The following is a 17,469-nucleotide window of genomic DNA, read 5'->3' on the forward strand; positions in this document are numbered from 1 at the left end:
AATTGGGCTGAAGAGGCAGGGGTGCAGAGGAGAGGAATTTTCCCCTTGCTCCCTGCTCCCCTGCTCCTTATGCGGCATAAAAAACCAACGTCCGCAACTCGATACTCTCACGTGGTGGGGCATCTGGCTGGCTTGTTGGATCGTCGAATGCGGTGTGGGCGGCGAACCGCGCCAAACCTTCTTCCTCTGAGTCAAAACACTTGATAAGTAGCGCTTCGTCCCGTTGCATTTGTGGAAAGTAGAACCACCGATGTTTTGGATTGTACGTGACTGCGTAGGTTTCGCCAACGCGATCGCGATATACAAGATCGGTAGCCACGAGATCATTCGGTGCGATACTTTGGGCATCACACACCGCTAATGGAGACTCTTGAACTGGTCCTGCGATTGATCGCCAGAGGTTAACTACACTAAATCTGTGCCGCAGAAGCTCATCAGGATGTTCAGTACCGATTGCTTCCAACACGGTACGGGCGCGACTATAACCAGACTTGGCGGTGAAGTCGTTGTGTACGCCCCTGACTGGTGTCTTTATGCCTTGTTCGCCCTGCTTCGCTCGTTCGGCATTACGCAGGTTGTGATCGAACACTATCACCCTTTGGGCACCTGTCAAATCCTTGAGAAATTCCTCGGCTTCAGGGTAGTAAACACGGCGCACCTCATCGCGATCGTAAAAGTCTTTAACAGTGCTGTGCTGTTCGACCAAGGCGAATCCCTGCTGATCTAAGGACACATTTTCTGCGATCGCCCGAGCATCGTAGATTGGGAGTGTATGTACCTCATACTTCCCACTTCGCTGTGGAATACCTGGTGGTGGTTCGTAAGTGTAGTTAACAGGTTTTTCTGCTGTCGGGGTGAGGTAATGGAGTTCTCCCTCAACGTGCGGTATATCTTTGAATAATTGACTGTTTAAGCTCATGGGTTAATCTCCCAGTGAATTCAACAATGTTTTAGTGATGGCGGATAGGGGACTGTAACCTATTAACTATTTTTGAGCAGAAGCAACGGGAGTGGGCGCACCAAGAATCTTGGCAAATCTTTCTAAATAGAAGCTTGTAGGATTTTCCACAGCCCGAATTGACTCGCGATCGCGCAGGGTATTCCACCATTTCTGCAAACGAGGGGTTTCTGTTGGTAAGGTGAAATTGCGGAAGTGTTCTAGGAGGGGTAAGCGTTCAAACCAAGGATAGAAGCTGATATCAACTAAACTCAATTGCTCCCCTAACCAGTAAGGGCCATTACCAGAAAGCTTACCTAGTCCTTCTTGCTCAATGTACAATAATGCTTCCAAAAACTCTCTTTGTCCTTGTCCCTGTTCTTGAGCATCTTTACCACGCAGGAATTTGTTAAAGGCGGGTACAAAGCGAGTGTTGGCATAATCGATCCAGATCCGAGCGATCGCTTTAGCTCCTGGATCGCGGGGTAATAAAGGTGGTTCTGGAAAGACTTCATCAAGATATTCGTTGATGATGGCAGACTCATAAATTTCGATATCCCCATGTTTGATCGCAGGGACTTTGCCGTAGCGCGAAATCTGTGTATAGCCATCTGGTTTGTTTTGTAAGTCAATTTCAGTGCTGCTAAAGTCAATTCCTTTTTCTAGTAAAACCACACGGGTTCTTTGAGAAAAGGTGGAGGCTTTGGCAAAGTAAAGTTGTATGTTGCTCATAAAATACTTTCCTTGTAAATGCGTAGACGCGCAGTACTACTAAATACCAACTATTGGGGACGCAAGAGTGCAATCGCATACTGAATATTATACTACGGTTTGTCGGTCGAATTAAAGTACAAATTTCTGGGATTATCCACAGTCTTTACAAAAATACAAGTACTAACAATTGGAGACGACTTGGCAAAAGTGACCAAAGCCAAGTATCGATATTATTGATAACCACTGCTAAAGTTGATACAGCACACAACTATGATGTTATAAGTGCAAAATTTAAATCTGTAGAAACTGCAATCACAATTAGGTCAGTAAATCAGGATTTTCAAGTCAATATTATGGAGCCAATTCAGCCACAACAGCGCCGCGTCGCCGATCAAGTGTTTCAGCAATCCCTCGATCAGTTGGAGGATATCTTACAAGAAATTTCAACTGAGGAAGAAGAAATTCCACAACTCCCGCAACTGCATACTACTAATCTCAGTGAAGTCGAAGTCGATCAAGATTTGATCGCTATTGATTTAGCGGCCCTTGAGGACGCAGTTGCTGATATTGAACAATATCTTGAAGAAAAGACAAAAACTCAAGAAAAGTTATGAGTTTTAATTCCTGTACAGAGGCGATTAATCGCGTCTCTGACTCATTTGCCGCCGAGCTTCGTACAACATTAAAGCAGCTGCGATCGCTACATTCAAAGATTCTACCCCAGGACTCAAAGGAATTCTGACTTGTTGATCTGCGATCGCTGCTAAATCTGCCGACAATCCAGCCCCCTCATTTCCCAATAAAATCAGACTGGGTTTGCGCCAGTCCACATCCCAATAAGTTAAAGTCGCACTGGGTAAGGTTGCCACTACCTGCATTCCTGCTTGCTGACTTTGTTGAACTGTTGCTTTTAAATCTTCGGTTACGGACATTGCTAGGCGAAACCATTGCCCTGCGGAAGCCCGGAGAACTTTTGGGCTGTCTAAATCTACACTATCTTCACTTACCCACAAACCTGATGCTCCCACCGCCGCCGCAGTGCGAATCATCGTACCCAGGTTTCCTGGATCTTGTACTGTTTCTAAAGCTAAAACTAAACCAGTCAATGGTAGTTGAGTTTGGCTATCCCTTCGTTTTGCCGTTGCTACCACACCATCCGGTTGGACTGTAGTAGCGATCGCATTTAATACTTCTTCGCTGACAATCTCGGCGCGATCGCTTTTACTACAAGCCTCTTCCCAGAGTGATGAGTGCGCTGCTTGCCAATCTGGAGTACAACACACTGTTTCTAGTGGGTAATTTACCGCACAAGCCTCTTCCAACAGGTGCGTCCCTTCCAGTAAAAATAACTGCTGCTTGTGCCGCTCCTTGGTGGAGTGGAGTTTGCGAATTTGCTTAACTAAGGAATTTTGTAAACTGGTCAACATTTTTTAGTAGTGAGTGCTGAGTAGTGAGTGCTGAGTTTTTCCTTCTCAGCACTCACTACTCGGCACTCAGCACTGGTTATGCGGAACCCGGGACTTGAACCCGGAAGCCTTGCGGCACTAGAACCTGAATCTAGCGCGTCTGCCAATTCCGCCAGTTCCGCTGGCACTTGTCTTTATCGACAATTTCCTATTATTGCGTTATGTTTTACCTTTGTCAAGTGAGAACTTAATGCCTCCTTTAAGAGGCTCAGACTGGAAACGAATTTTTCAGGGGATTAGGTCGAATCAAAATATTAACTGAACAGTAGAGCATTGATTTTTAGAGAATACTTAAGTCATTTTACTGAGTATTTATTTTTGCTTAAAACTACTACTTATTCATTCTTTTTTATTAAATTTTTTAAAAGCTCAAAATAATTGCTATTGCTTGCTTTGAGCCATTATTTTTCACCAAAAAACAATTTTTTTATGCAATATGCTGTTCTAAAATGTGGACAATTTGAATCTTTACTGTAGAATCAAAACCAACTTCAAACATATAAAATACGTATTACTTTTGGAGGTAGGCTTATCAATCCTTCTACCAGCTTACCAGATGCCAAAATTGCTCCAGAAGCAGACTCCTCAGTCTTGCAAATTTGGGGTGGGCATCCTTTGCGAGGTCATGTGAAAATTAGCGGGGCAAAAAATGCAGCACTGGTAATCATGGCTGGAGCCTTGCTGTGTCCGGGCGATTGTCGTATCCGCAATGTCCCCTTATTGGCGGACGTAGACCGGATGGGTCAGGTGTTATCAGCTTTGGGTGTAAGCTTAACGCGGCAAGGCGATATTTTAGATATCAACGCCAGCGAAATTAAAACATCAAAAGCTCCCTACGAACTAGTTACCCAGCTAAGAGCAAGTTTTTTTGCCATTGGTGCCATTCTTGCAAGATTGGGAGTAGCACAGATGCCTTTACCAGGCGGTTGTGCTATTGGGGCAAGACCAGTTGACTTGCATGTGCGAGGACTGCAAGCAATGGGGGCTGAGGTGCAGATTGAGCATGGCATTTGTAATGCCTACGTCCCTGGCAGCAGCCGGAGATTAAAAGGTGCGAAGATTTACTTAGATATCGCCAGCGTTGGAGCGACGGAAAACTTGATGATGGCGGCTACCCTGGCAGAGGGCGAAACCATCATCGAAAATGCTGCCAGAGAACCGGAAGTAGTTGATTTAGCTAACTTCTGTAACGCGATGGGAGCCAAGATTAAGGGGGCGGGTACTAGCAGGATTATTGTTGAAGGAGTGCCCAAATTGCATTCTGTTGACTACAGTATCATTCCCGATCGCATTGAGGCCGGAACGTTTTTGCTGGCAGCAGCAATTACCCGTTCCGAACTTCTTCTCTCGCCAGTGGCTCCAGAACATCTCATACCAGTGATTGCCAAGCTGCGGGATATTGGGGTGACGATAATTGAGGACAAGCCTGAACACTTACGCATTCTGCCGGCAGAAACTCTCAAGGCAACGGATATTGAAACTCAATACCATCCGGGTTTCCCTACAGATATGCAAGCGCCGTTCATGTCTTTGCTGACATTGGCCGAAGGCGACAGCGTGATTAACGAATCCGTCTTTGAAAATCGCTTGCGTCATGCCTCAGAGTTGAATCGCTTGGGGGCAGACATTCGTGTTAAAGGCAACGCTGCTTTCGTTCGGGGAGTGCCAAAATTGTCTGGCGCACCAGTATTAGGCACAGACCTACGAGCATCAGCAGCGTTAGTCATCGCAGGACTGGCAGCAGAAGGAAAAACGACCATTCAAGGATTACAGCACCTTGATCGCGGCTATGATCGGCTCGATATGAAGTTGCAGCAATTGGGAGCTAAAATCCTTCGTGTGGGCGAAACATCAGCAGATGCCGAAATCGCTCCCAGCATCAGTAGCCTTTCAAGTTGAAATTGATAGGTTGAATAAGAGGAATTGCCGCAGGGGGCGGGGGACAAAGGGAAAGACTTGTTGCAAGTTCTCCCCATGCTCCCTCCCCCCTGCCTCTTCGTTGAGACTGAGGGAGACAAGCAAGCTAAAATTTTCTCCCCCCTGCTTTCCCTGCCCACCCTGGTTAACAAATTTCGCGGAATTCCCCATCCGTCTTACGGTGGGCATAGATTGCGAGTGAGGTGACGATTCTACCCCTGAACAAATTGATATGAGGAGATATCAACCGTCATGGAGTGGATGAGGAAAAGAACTCTCTTCCATTAGAATAGAGATATCTTGACCATCAATGCCATAAGCGAAAACCAAGCTAATAGGTATATGTTGCAAGGAAAAGTATGGGTCTTGGGAACCAGGACTCCTGCCCTTGGAGGGAATGTAAGACCAATAGAACTACGCAGTTTTGGAGGCAGTTCCCGTTGAATTGGGAAGCCCCATCCGCATAAGCGGTGGGGTAGTTCACATCGTTATACTAACTGTAGGTGACTGGTTTAAATGAACAGCCAGATTCCATAGTTGTGTTTTTATAGCTTGCTGTACTATGTCTTTCTTCAAAACCCCTCTGATTGGTTTAAAAGCTGACTCATTTCGTCATCCATTAGACCTGGAAGCTACTAAAACGCTCAAGCAAATACCAGGCATAGATATGTTGGTGCGAAATTGGCTTGGGCCAATGGCAGAGCAGGTTTTCTATGTAGAAAATATTGCTTCCAGCATTCTGGTGGGTGAAAAACAACTACCTGATTTATACAAGCTGTTGTTAGATGCTTGTGAAATTCTGGATATCGAGCCTCCCCAGTTATACGTCCGGCAACATCCGGCTCCCAACGCCTATACTTTTGCTGTGCGCGGTAAGCAGCCCTTTGTGGTGATACATACATCCCTAATTGATATCCTCACACCAGAGGAAATACAGGCAGTAATTGCCCACGAGTTGGGGCATCTCAAGTGTGACCATAGCGTTTACTTGACCCCAGTAAATTTACTAATATTAGCTGCGGCAATTGTGCCCAATGTCGGAACCTTTGTTGCTCAAGCGATACAGGCACAACTTTTAGAATGGGTACGCTGTGCTGAGTTTACCTGCGATCGCGCCGCGTTACTAGCAACCCAAGATCCCAAAGTTGTCATGTCAGTGTTAATGAAGCTGGCGGGTGGTTCCCCAATTTTAGCGCCACAACTGAATCTCGATGCTTTTGTTGCCCAAGCCCGCGCTTATGATGACATTAGCAAGACCGAATTAGGCGAAATGGTCAAAACCGCCCGCACAGCCCAATTAACCCATCCAGTGCCAGTGTTGCGGGCGCGAGAAATTGACCGTTGGGCAAGCAGCACAGAATACCAATCTTTAATTCAAAGTCATGGATTGAAATCTACAAGTAATGAAGTTGCATCCAAAGGCGGCTGGCGAAACTGGTAGAGTTACTAATGCGATCGCACTGTCAGTTCCTTTAAAAGAACTCAGTTACTAAAAAAATCGTTTAATCAGACAATCGGATTAAAAACATCCTATTGGTTAACCCACAGCCGCTACCATGACAGTTGTATCCAACGACCATCGCTTTCAACCCATAAATCTATTTGAGTACGAAAAGCTAGCAAAAGAGCATCTGTCTCAAATGACCCTTGATTACTATAGCAGTGGTGCTTGGGACGAAATCACATTACGAGATAATTGTGCTGCCTTTGAGCGAGTCAAGTTAAGACCTCGGATATTAGTCGATGTTAGCGATCGCAATTTAACTACCTCTATTTTAGGACAACCCCTGAAACTACCTTTGTTAATTGCGCCAATGGCTTTTCAATGTCTAGCCCATCCAGATGGAGAAGTGGCCACAGCTCTAGCTGCCGCATCAGCTGGTGTGGGGATGGTATTAAGTACAATGGCCACCAAGAGCATTGAAGAAGTAGCGACTGCATCTGATAAATTTCCAGATTCTCTGCGATGGTTCCAGCTTTATATCCATAAAGACCGGGGATTAACTCGTGCTTTAGTAGAAAAAGCTTATAAAGCAGGCTATAAAGCACTTTGTCTGACTGTAGATGCACCTGTTCTCGGACAACGCGAAAGAGATAAACGTAACGAGTTCGCCTTACCCACAGACTTACATCTGGCTAATCTGGCCACCATCTCAGGACTAGATATTTCCCACGAAAAAGGTGAATCTGGATTATTTACCTATTTTGCCCAACAGCTAAATCCAGCAGTAACTTGGGACGATTTGGCATGGTTGCAATCCTTATCTCCATTACCTTTAGTCATCAAAGGAGTTTTACGGGGAGATGATGCTGTGCGGGCTGTAGAATATGGGGCAAAAGCAATTGTTGTTTCCAATCATGGTGGCAGACAACTCGATGGTGCGATCGCTTCAATAGAAGCCCTAGTTGAAATAGTAGCAGCAGTGGATGGTAGAGTAGAAGTGCTGCTGGATGGAGGCATTCGTAGGGGCACAGACATTCTCAAAGCTCTGGCATTAGGAGCAAAAGCGGTACTGATTGGACGACCTATTTTGTGGGGACTAGCAGTCGCAGGACAAGTTGGTGTATCTCATGTTATCTCACTGCTACAAGATGAGCTAAATGTGGGGATGGCACTTAGTGGCTGTGCAAACCTAGAGGATATTAACCCTAGTTTATTGACCTTGCCACGCTTTTAAGCCTTAGATAATAGTTTAGACATCATTATTCCAGAAAAACTTTGATAATTAATTTTCAAACCTGTTACAAAATCGCTCATATATAGTACAATAGTTAAGTTGGATATAAGGGCGGGTGGCGAAATTGGTAGACGCACCACACTCAAAATGTGGCGACCTTGCGGTCATAGGAGTTCGATTCTCCTCCTGCCCACTACTAAATAAGTAAATAGAATAGAGAGGTTGAAAACTCATGCGCCTGAAAAGATGGGAATCTCCCCGTAAAGAAGGTAGGAATGACAAAGGTAGAGGCGGCTCTGCGAGGAAGCGGCAACTCAAAAAGCAACGCCAAATGTTACGTCAAAAACTCAAAGAAGCTAACAAGCCAGACAATAACAAAAATAATCGAACAGGGGAAGATAAACTTATCTTCCCCTTATTTTTTGGGCTTTTATCTCTTCAGCACATAATTACGTATCAAAATCGGCATCTGGTATTTCGTTTTTCTATGTAAACTAATTACGTAAAAAATACTACCTAGTAATAAAGTTTCTACTAGGAATTTATCGTAATTGTAATGCTTGCATGAACCAATCAAAAATTAATTATGAAGAAAGTATGAATTTTGTCAAGCAGCATCTAAAACCCCTATCTTAAAACAGTAAGCTAGGACACAATACCAAATACTTATAATATTACCGATTAAGCTAAAAGCATACTAAAAAAGCAATTGCACCTCCATGTGTTAACTTCCAACGATGACACAAGCCTATAAAAAGTCAGGAGTCATCCAATCCGAATTATTCAATATTCGGAATGGTCTAAGCAATCTATGGATTTTTTTCTTGGACATAGGAGTTATTGATGGTGGCAAGAGTGCTTCTACCTACTAAAAAAGTGCTTGATTTCCCTATTACTGCTTTACGTTTTGACGAGCAGATACAAACAATACTGAAGTGGGCGGGTAAGCGTGAGAGTAAAACTGTATACGTAGCTAATGTACACATGCTCATTGAAGCTCATTGGCATCCACAGTTTGCTACAGTATTACGAAATGCAGATATAGTTACTCCTGATGGTATGCCTCTTGTATGGATGATGCGAAAAATGGGGGCTATTTACCAAGACCGTGTGGCAGGGATGGATATTTTTTTGGCATTGTGTCAGCGAACTCAAACACAAAATCTCAGTATTTTCTTTTTAGGTTCCCAAACAGAAATTCTTTCTAGGATGCGAAAAAGGTTAGAGCAGGAATTTCCCCAAATGAAGATTGCGGCGATGGAACCTCTACCCTTTCGTCCCCTGACTGAAACTGAAGACGAAGCCTTGGTTCGAAAGATTAATTCTAGTGGTGCTAGCGCCGTCCTTGTATCTCTAGGATGTCCTAAGCAAGAAAATTGGATAGCTCAACATAAAGGTAAGATACAAGCTGTAATGATTGGACTGGGTGGAGTTTTCCCAGTTTATGCAGGAATTCACAAGCGGGCACCCCGCATAGTTAGAGACTTAGGACTTGAATGGCTGTATCGATGGATTCAAGAACCACGCCGACTTTGCGGCCGCTATGCTAAGACCATTCCACTATTTATATGGCTGGCTACCAAGCAACTACTATCATCAAGTCGGATTGCAGCAGTTTTTCTTCACGAGACTGGGGATTAAGGAAAAGGAAATAGGGCAAGATTGACTGGCGTGGGAAGAAATAATCTAGATGCTTCTGAAGGAATAGTTGGAACGATATTGGCGACATCAAGGAAATGTCGGGCATGAAACAGTTAAAAATTCTCCTTTGTGCGTATGCTTGTGAACCAGGAAAGGGTTCTAGCTAAATATGCTCCTGAAGCTAATTATCAGCAGTTGATGGCAATTTACAAACAAGTCATTAACAAGAAGAAATAGTGTCTCACTTGTAAGCAGGAACAGATGATAAACCGTTCATAATCAAATGAAGCAGATTTTAGATGCAAAAGGAATCGCGATCGCAATTCCTTTGCTCTTAAAGTGAGTTCGACGATACAGCCAAGTATCGATTCAAGGGTTCACCCCAAAGCCATGAAAAAGTCTAAGTGTAAGGATTTCGACCAATCAATGTCCTGCCGTAAAAATCCATTATCTGAAATAAACCATTAAAGTACTTGACACAAACCTAGGATTAACTGCTATATTAACTAGAGTAAAGTCGTTGGGGCGTAGCCAAGTGGTAAGGCAGCGGGTTTTGGTCCCGCCATCCCTAGGTTCGAATCCTAGCGCCCCAGTATATCTAAAGACAGGTTGTTACACCTGTCTTTTAGAGTTGTTATTCAATTAGCAAAAAATTCAACTCAATTTATCTGATTCTGTAGAGCTTACTTATCAGGCGATTTTAGAGCTTGGTCTAGAGTTTGCCGAGCCTGTTCTGCTTTAGATCGTGCTTCTTGATAACGTACATTAGCTTGGGCAAAATTTTTCAGGACTTTAAAACCTTCCTTGAGTCGAGTAATTTCCTCTTCAGTCACCGAATCGTCAGTGAAAAGAACATCAACCGCTTTGCGAATTTCTAACGCTTCAGCTCGTGACTCCTGAACTTTCAGCTTGAGTGTGGCCAGGTTACTTAAAACCTGGACAGCTTGTGTAATAGTATCCTCACCGCTAGCAGTGTCAATAGTTGACTCTTTAACCTCAATTAATTGTTGAGGGCCAAATCCTTCTTCCAGTTCCGTGGGTAGCTTACCTGCATCCATCAGTTCCATCAGCTGATCCATTGCTTTATCACGGGCTTTGGCTGAATCTTTTCCAGAAACAGTAAGGATAATTTCTGGACTTTGAGCGAGAGTATATTGAACCATATTTGAGCAGAAAATTTGCTGATTAACCAAGCTGAGGGAAATAATTATAACATGTTGTGTGTCAGGTCTTTTGTTGGTTTATCTATTTCACTGCTGGGTTGCTAAATTGACGTAATTTCCATAATTTCATTCTTCATTCTTAACCCTGCTAAATCGCTCAAAATAAAACTTTATACTTAATAAAACGGGAATAAGTTTCAACAGGAGGGGAGAGCAATGGCTCCCAATCCCACCATCATGCAAGCTGTCGAAAAACTGGGCTACCGTGTCACCGTTGGTGATGTGGCAACCCAGGCAGGATTGAACGTCGCTGAAGCTAATCAAAGCTTGTTAGCCCTGGCATCTGACGCTGGAGGACATTTGCAGGTAGCGGATTCAGGTGATATAGTTTTCCTTTTTCCACAAAACTTTCGAGCAATTTTGCGTAATAAATACTTCCGGCTACGATTGCAGGAATGGTGGAAAAAAATCTGGAGTGTTCTGTTTTACCTGATTCGGATTTCTTTTGGAATTTTCTTAACTGTTTCCATCGCCCTGATAACTGTTACCATCTTCCTAATTATTACTGCTGCCAATTCCGATCGCGACGGCGACAATCGGGGAAGTAATTCCGGCGGTGGGGGTTTCTTTTATTTTCCAAATTTATTCTGGTATCTTAGCCCAAATTATGACACCTACTACCAGGAACGGCGACGTGAAACCAGAGAAGAAAGCAATCTGAATTTCTTTGAAGCTGTCTTTTCGTTTTTGTTTGGTGATGGGAATCCTAACGCCAACTTAGACGAACGTCGCTGGCAAGAAATTGCTACGGTGATTCGGAGCAATCGTGGCGCAGTGGTAGCAGAACAAATTGCCCCATACTTGGATGATATCGGCGAGGGATATACAAGAGAGTACGAAGATTACATGCTGCCCGTTCTGACGCGATTTAATGGGCAACCGGCGGTAAGTCCAGAAGGTCAAATTGTTTATTACTTCCCAGAGTTACAGGTGAGTGCGGTTAAAAAGCGCCGTCATTCAATATCATCTTACTTAGAGGAATTGCCTTGGCGTTTTAGTGCCGCAAGCTCAGGGCAAATTATGTTGAGTGCGGGGTTGGGGGCACTAAATTTTGTTGGTGCTTTAGTACTAGGAAGTTTGTTGAGAGATGGCACTGTTGCTGCCCAATTAGGTGGACTAGTAGCTTTTGTGCAAGGAATTTATTGGCTGCTATTGGCTTACGGAGCAGGTTTCTTAGGCATACCGTTATTGCGTTACTTCTGGATTCGGTGGCGTAATCGCAAAATAGGCGATCGCAATCGCGATCGCCTTTCCCGATCGAGGCTATTGGCAAGCCCTGATGCACCTTTGCAACAAAAAATCGATTATGCTCAACAATTTGCCCAAGAAAAAGTCATTAGCAAGGAAGATTTAGTGTACTCTAGCGAAACTGACTTACTTGACCAGGAAGTTGAGCGTTCTGCACAAATTGATGCTGAATGGCAACGGCGCTTGGAACGTGGGAGTGAGGAATAGGAAGCAGAGGGGCAGAGGGGCAGGGGAGCAGAGGGAGAAGAATTAATAATCAAGTCCCCAATGCCCAATGCCCAATGCCCAAATTACTTCGCCTGAATTGGTGTTAGGGCTACACCTTGATAATAATGTCCCAAAATTTGCAGGTGGTTTACTCCTTGCCGAGCCAGATTGTACGCCCCCCACTGACTCATACCTAAAGCATGACCGTAGCCAAGCCCTTGGAGTACAAAACTACCATCGGCTCCCTTAGTAACGGTAAAGCGGGTACTTTTTAGCTTGAGGGCTGTTCGCACTTGCTCGCCCTGTAGCACCTTCGTACCCCTATTCCCAACAATTTTCAAGACTTTAACACTGCGAAAAGGTGAGTATGTCTCTGGAATCATGGCCGTCACACTGCCCATCTCAGGAAATTTGGCGCTAATTTCATTGGGTGAGAAGGTTTTCACCCAATTACACTCGCGGATATTTTGATCGTAGTCTTGAACAGCACGCAGGTAGGGTAAGGTATTTCCCCAAACATCTTCTACATTTTCGGTGTGTCCCCCAGAACAAGCATGGAAGACTGAGAGAATAATCCGGTTTTTGTAAGTTAATACCTGCCCTAGTGTGGAATCCACTGCGGCGTAAGTAGCGGGGGCTTCACTGATGACACCTTTGTAAATTTGCCAACGATCTGGGGTATTCCCTAAATCGTAAACTGGATTATTCCGTTGTTTTTCACGTTCGTAGAGAGCGTAGGTGCGAGCTGCGATCGCTTGGGCTTTTAAAGCTTCTTGGGGCCAGCTAGCATCCATTTCGCCACCAAGAACGCTGTAGAGATATTCTTGGTCATCAACCCAATTAACAGCCGTTAAGCCTTTTTCTGTGGGGACAACCAGAGTTCTACCCCGATACCAGCGATCGCCAATATAAACAAATCCTTTACCCGTTGGCTCAATCCAAAATAAACCAGACTGCCACTTATCTAAAGCAACTCCGCCAGGAATGGCTTGGGCATAATATGCACTCATCGCTGGTAACTGTCCGAGAGTGCGTCCGGTACTATCCTTGACGATCCCAGTGGTAGAACTGCCCACTTTTACCTGATTAACGCCCCTCTCAATTGCCACGCGCAGAATTACAGACGCTTGGGCTGGGGCAACCAAAGCAATCCATAAGAGGACACTCACCCACCAATGACGTACTTTAATCTGGGAAAATAAAAAGCCTAAGTAAAGTTGGAATTTCATGCTGGCCATCTAATCACACTAGTATCTAATTGACGCTCTGGATTATCACGTCTACTACTTTAAGATGAGACACTTCTCCAACGCAGGAGGTTGCCACCTCCTACTCATTATGCATTTTGCTTTAGCTATCAGCTAGAAATCAGGAGAAGAAGCCGGAAGGTAGTGAGAGAATTCCTCTTTTCTATCTATTTCCAATACCCAATTTCCAATTCCCAATGCTTCTTCAGCCTACGATGCCAATACCTTTTGGGAATTACTCACTTCATTAGCGATAATTCCAATTAAATTCAACTGACTCAAAATTTCTGTAGCTTGAGTCAGTTCAGTTCGGGTTACTTTGCCCATGCGCTCTACCATCACAATAGCATTGCAAAAAGATGCCACAATCCTGGCATCAACCGTACCTAAAATAGGTGGAGCATCTATCAGTACTAAGTCGTAACTTTGCTCAAATAACTCTATTAGTTCTTTCATTCGTTGAGAACTGAGCAACTTCACCGTGTCTTCTGGTTCCGGTCCAGCAGTCAAAATATCAATGGAAGGATGAATAGGCTGGATATAATCTTGAAAATCAGTAGTTGTCTCATCAACTAATAACAAAGATAGTCCCCAATCATTAGATAGTCCCAAGATTTTATGCAAGCTAGGATTGTGCAAATTAGCATCAATAACTAATACCCGTCGGTGCATCCGGGTAGCGCTAGCTACAAGCCCTAATACCAAGGTTGTCTTCCCTTCCCCTGGTAGTGCTGAAGTAAACATCAGCGACTTGAAAGGTAAGGGATATTTTAATATTTGAATATTTTGGTAGATCATATCCAGGTTCTCATGGACAGGCAATCTAGTAGTAGCTTCTATTACAGAGTCATTTGATCTGCGCCGCCCCTTCCAAGGCAGTCCCAACCACCGTTTTTTCGCACTATGCGACGGCAATTTTGGCACTGATCCGAGTATACGTAGATTCGTCAGTTTCTTCAAATCTCCCGCACAATAAATAGCGTCATTAAACTTTTCTAAAATCAAGGCTGCTAAAATACCTAAAATCGGTCCAATCAGAGTTCCTCCAACCAAAAGGAATAATCTGTTATTCCCCATATAAGTCCCTAGAGCAGGTTCTGTTAAAACTTGCCAATTATATCCTTCCTGAGCAATTTTTAGCCCTAAAGACTGTTGTACTTGAAGGAGTTGTTCAAGGGTTTTATGACTAGTTTCTACCTTTGGCAGTAAACGATTGTACTCTGCTATTAAGCTTGGGTATTTGTTTAGTTCAGAACGGAGACGCTGTTCTGATTCAGCTAGATTTTTTTCATTGGCAGTTAGTCCTAAAACAGTTGTCTGCACCAAAATAAACTCATCTATTAGCGTTGGATCAACCCCTATTATTTGCCCTTTTGAAAGCGGTTCTCCTTTACTGCTATTAGTAATAGATTTTACCTCTTGTCGTAATAGTGACAATTGACTCTGGCGTTGTTGCTTTAGCTTTTGTACCGATGGATAATCATCTCTATACCGCAGTCGCTCTTTAGCTAATGCTAGTTCGGTCTTTTGAATTTCACCCAATAATGTTTGATAACGGCTTGACTGATTTAAACGAGAAGAAATTAGTTCATTCTGCTGCGATGAAGACGCTATTTGTTGCTCTAGGTTATCGTAACGGGCGTTTGCATCTTGAAGGTTGGCACGAGTCGTTTGTAGCTGATTTTGAATATCGGCTAGAGATTCTAACAAGATTTTACTTTGAACTTCGGGATCTAGTAATTTATGTTTTTTGCGAAATTGTTCCAAATTTTTATCAGCTTTACTTACCTCTTTTTTGATCTCCGGTAAGCGAGCATTTACAAAAGCTAGCCCATGATTCAGGCGTTCTTTTTGTTGTTCTTTATTGTAACTTTGATAAACTTTTTGTAAAGCTTGCAGTAATTTTTGTGCTTTAACTGGATCTTCATCATTGAAAGAAACTTTAAATACTTGACTAAAAACTTTATTAGCTCCTATACCTCCCTCTTCTGGAGTTACTTCTAGAGGTGCCTTTTTGTTCTGTTTTGTTTGACCATTGATATCCGCTAAGGTAATATCAGGATAATCAGAATGAACTAAATCTACGGCTTTCTGGAGAAGCTTAGAACTCAGCAGAAGTTTCATCTGAGTAGTGGAATCAACAACTTGATAATTAGAATTAGTAACCTGAGTATCTGCCACGACTGGAATATTATTTGACTGTGCCTCTTGAGATAAATTGGAATTCACCAATATCTGCATACTGCTCTGGTAAGTAGGTTTGGCAATGACAGCCAAGAGGCTAGCAGCAGACATAACTACACAGGAAACCCCCAAGATCAAAAAGCGTCGGCGAAGCAAAATAGTAGATAGTTGTCTGATGTCAACTGCGCCTTGTGCTGAAGTAGTAGTAATTTGTTGCTCTTGATTCAGACTAATCTTAGCCACTATCAAACTCCTCTAATATCGAAACAATATATTTATTTGGAAGATTTATGAGAAATCTGAAATGTTTTTTACACCTATAGCCGCAATAGCACACTTAATTATTCTTCCAACAATGACAAGCTCACTTGGCACAATATTATGCCAACTCGTGCTTTCATGTTCATCAATTCATCCATATAAATTCTTAATCAGTGTTGGAAGAATAAATTTTCAATAAATATTTTATTGAAAGGATAAAAATCTTGACCAAAAATTAATTATTTTGTCTAAGTATTGAAGTAGAAAATCATCTAATTTACAACAATACTATAGAAATTAAAGTTCTTTTGATAACTTGTAGTATAAAAAACATTGAGAAAAATATTTAACCCATACTCTTTGGAGATTTTTTCTCCACTTAGATAACCATAAATTGTTGGTTAACTAGTTGACTTACTTGTAAAATCAAACTGCTGTTTATTTGCTGGGCGTTATAATTTGGAGTATTAAACTCCAAAATAGAGCCTGGTTAATTTTAGATTGTAAATTAGAAGGATTCAATAGAAAATCTAAAACCTAAAATTAAATGCCTACCTTGCTTAACTCTACTTCTCGCCGTCTGGGTACTTCATGAATCATGAAATCATAAGCCATGTCAGTGCGGGGAAAAATAGCACGGGCTTCTTTAAGGAGATCCTTCAACTCCAAGGTATTGCCAGGAGCATAACGGGGGCTGAAATGACTCATAATCAGTCGATGTGCCCCAGCAGCTAAAGCTGTTTGCGCTGCCATTGTGGTTGTGGAATGCAAGCGCTGAAAAGCCATATCTGCATCTTGATGGGCAAAGGTTGCCTCGTGAATTAATACATCTGCATCATGAGCTAATTCCACTGCACCATCACAATAAATTGTGTCTGTGCAATAGGCAATTTTCCGGCCAATTTCTGTAGGACCGCATAATTGGGTGCCATCAATCACCCGGCCGTCATCAAGAGTAACAGTTTCACCGCGTTTGAGTTGACCGTAAATACGGCCAGAAGGAATTTCCAACGCTTTGGCTTTTTCTACATCAAAGCGTCCTGTCCGGTCTTTTTCGGCTACGCGGTAGCCGAAAGCTGTAATTCTGTGATGCAAATTACCGCAGCTAACGGTGAAGTCATCGTCTTCATAAATTACCCCTGGACGGATGGCGTGAACTTTAATTGGGTAAGAAAAGTGTGTGTAGGAGTAACGTGAGGCGGATTGAATATAATCATTTAATCCAGGTGGTCCATAAATATCAATTCTTTCCACATTGCCAGCCAAGCCGCAAGTAGCAAGAAGTCCCATCAAGCCAAAGATGTGGTCGCCGTGCATGTGGGTGATAAAAATTCGGGAGAGTTGACTGATTTTCAGTTCACTCCGCATAATTTGATGCTGGGTGCCTTCACCACAATCGAATAACCACAGTTCTGCCCTTTGGGGTAATCTCAGGGCGACACTGGAAACATTACGCGATCGTGTGGGTACACCGGAACTCGTCCCTAAGAATGTTATCTGCACAGTGCTTTAGCCTTCCTATTGCTCAATATTGCAGCTCTATTTTCTATAGTGACACGGTTATTGACTTATTTTTTGATAGCCTTAATCAGAAAAACCAAAAACCCGATAGCTATTGAATAAGCTAGCGGGTTTTGTTTGTTAAGTATTATCCCTGGCACCGAGCTATTTTTGCGTAGGGCGACCCCTAAACTATCGTTGCCGCAACAGCGTTTCACCTCTGAGTTCGGGAAGGGATCAGTGTGG

General features: G+C 43.2%; 14 protein-coding genes and 3 tRNA genes. 9 read left to right on the forward strand and 8 right to left on the reverse strand.

Features of this window, described 5'->3' with window-relative positions; translation table 11 throughout:
* Window positions 1-67: 67 nt before the first annotated feature.
* Together IQ274_RS30280 and IQ274_RS30285 are read right to left on the reverse strand one after the other, a co-directional pair.
* Window positions 68-919, reverse strand: coding sequence for a CmcJ/NvfI family oxidoreductase (locus IQ274_RS30280; RefSeq protein ID WP_194144446.1), 852 nt, complete (start codon window positions 917-919; stop codon window positions 68-70).
* A gap of 66 nt (window positions 920-985) precedes the next feature.
* Complete coding sequence (locus IQ274_RS30285; RefSeq protein ID WP_194144447.1) at window positions 986-1,669, reverse strand: glutathione S-transferase family protein; 684 nt, start codon at window positions 1,667-1,669, stop codon at window positions 986-988.
* Between the two features lie 53 nt (window positions 1,670-1,722).
* On the opposite strand from IQ274_RS30285, the gene IQ274_RS37825 reads away from it, so the two are divergent.
* Window positions 1,723-2,265 carry a hypothetical protein gene (locus IQ274_RS37825; protein WP_322745375.1) on the forward strand — a complete coding sequence of 181 codons (543 nt, stop codon included), beginning with the start codon at window positions 1,723-1,725 and terminating at the stop codon, window positions 2,263-2,265.
* A gap of 24 nt (window positions 2,266-2,289) precedes the next feature.
* On the opposite strand, the gene IQ274_RS30295 is transcribed toward IQ274_RS37825, so the two are convergent.
* Both IQ274_RS30295 and IQ274_RS30300 read right to left on the reverse strand, forming a co-directional pair.
* Window positions 2,290-3,078 (reverse strand): TrmH family RNA methyltransferase, encoded by a 789-nt coding sequence (locus IQ274_RS30295; protein ID WP_194144448.1) that lies wholly within the window; start codon window positions 3,076-3,078, stop codon window positions 2,290-2,292.
* Window positions 3,079-3,157: 79 nt separating this feature from the next.
* Window positions 3,158-3,239 (reverse strand) — tRNA-Leu (locus tag IQ274_RS30300).
* Window positions 3,240-3,648: 409 nt separating this feature from the next.
* Between IQ274_RS30300 and murA the strand changes: the two genes are divergently transcribed.
* The 7 genes from murA (at window position 3,649) to IQ274_RS30335 (ending at window position 9,946) form a co-directional block, all read left to right on the forward strand.
* Window positions 3,649-5,016: a UDP-N-acetylglucosamine 1-carboxyvinyltransferase gene (gene murA / locus IQ274_RS30305; RefSeq protein WP_114084512.1), complete on the forward strand. Its 1,368-nt coding sequence runs from the start codon at window positions 3,649-3,651 to the stop codon at window positions 5,014-5,016.
* A 580-nt stretch (window positions 5,017-5,596) separates the two neighbouring features.
* Window positions 5,597-6,475 (forward strand): M48 family metallopeptidase, encoded by an 879-nt coding sequence (locus tag IQ274_RS30310; RefSeq protein WP_163926597.1) that lies wholly within the window; start codon window positions 5,597-5,599, stop codon window positions 6,473-6,475.
* 115 nt (window positions 6,476-6,590) lie between these two features.
* Window positions 6,591-7,712, forward strand: a complete 1,122-nt coding sequence (locus tag IQ274_RS30315) for an alpha-hydroxy acid oxidase (RefSeq protein WP_194144449.1) — start codon at window positions 6,591-6,593, stop codon at window positions 7,710-7,712.
* 109 nt (window positions 7,713-7,821) lie between these two features.
* Window positions 7,822-7,905: transfer RNA gene (locus IQ274_RS30320), tRNA-Leu, on the forward strand.
* A 39-nt stretch (window positions 7,906-7,944) separates the two neighbouring features.
* A complete protein-coding gene (locus tag IQ274_RS30325) occupies window positions 7,945-8,205 on the forward strand; it encodes a hypothetical protein (RefSeq protein ID WP_228058452.1) in 261 nt (86 codons plus the stop codon).
* A 350-nt stretch (window positions 8,206-8,555) separates the two neighbouring features.
* Window positions 8,556-9,353 carry a WecB/TagA/CpsF family glycosyltransferase gene (locus IQ274_RS30330; protein WP_163926595.1) on the forward strand — a complete coding sequence of 266 codons (798 nt, stop codon included), beginning with the start codon at window positions 8,556-8,558 and terminating at the stop codon, window positions 9,351-9,353.
* 521 nt (window positions 9,354-9,874) lie between these two features.
* Window positions 9,875-9,946: transfer RNA gene (locus tag IQ274_RS30335), tRNA-Gln, on the forward strand.
* Between the two features lie 90 nt (window positions 9,947-10,036).
* Here the strand turns inward: IQ274_RS30335 and IQ274_RS30340 are convergent.
* Window positions 10,037-10,516, reverse strand: a complete 480-nt coding sequence (locus IQ274_RS30340; protein ID WP_012411525.1) for a hypothetical protein — start codon at window positions 10,514-10,516, stop codon at window positions 10,037-10,039.
* 216 nt (window positions 10,517-10,732) lie between these two features.
* Here IQ274_RS30340 and IQ274_RS30345 point away from each other — a divergent pair, with 216 nt between their 5' ends.
* A complete protein-coding gene (locus tag IQ274_RS30345; RefSeq protein WP_194144450.1) occupies window positions 10,733-12,031 on the forward strand; it encodes a hypothetical protein in 1,299 nt (432 codons plus the stop codon).
* Window positions 12,032-12,114: 83 nt separating this feature from the next.
* On the opposite strand, the gene IQ274_RS30350 is transcribed toward IQ274_RS30345, so the two are convergent.
* The 3 genes from IQ274_RS30350 to IQ274_RS30360 form a co-directional block, all read right to left on the reverse strand.
* Entirely contained in the window at window positions 12,115-13,260 is a 1,146-nt protein-coding gene (locus IQ274_RS30350; RefSeq protein WP_163926593.1) for a SpoIID/LytB domain-containing protein, read from the reverse strand.
* Between the two features lie 228 nt (window positions 13,261-13,488).
* Entirely contained in the window at window positions 13,489-15,705 is a 2,217-nt protein-coding gene (locus tag IQ274_RS30355) for a GumC family protein (protein ID WP_194144451.1), read from the reverse strand.
* A 561-nt stretch (window positions 15,706-16,266) separates the two neighbouring features.
* A complete protein-coding gene (locus tag IQ274_RS30360) occupies window positions 16,267-17,226 on the reverse strand; it encodes a ribonuclease Z (protein ID WP_163926592.1) in 960 nt (319 codons plus the stop codon).
* Window positions 17,227-17,469: the final 243 nt, after the last annotated feature.

It is taken from the genome of Nostoc sp. LEGE 12447 (assembly GCF_015206985.1).
Classification (GTDB): Bacteria; Cyanobacteriota; Cyanobacteriia; order Cyanobacteriales; family Nostocaceae; genus Nostoc.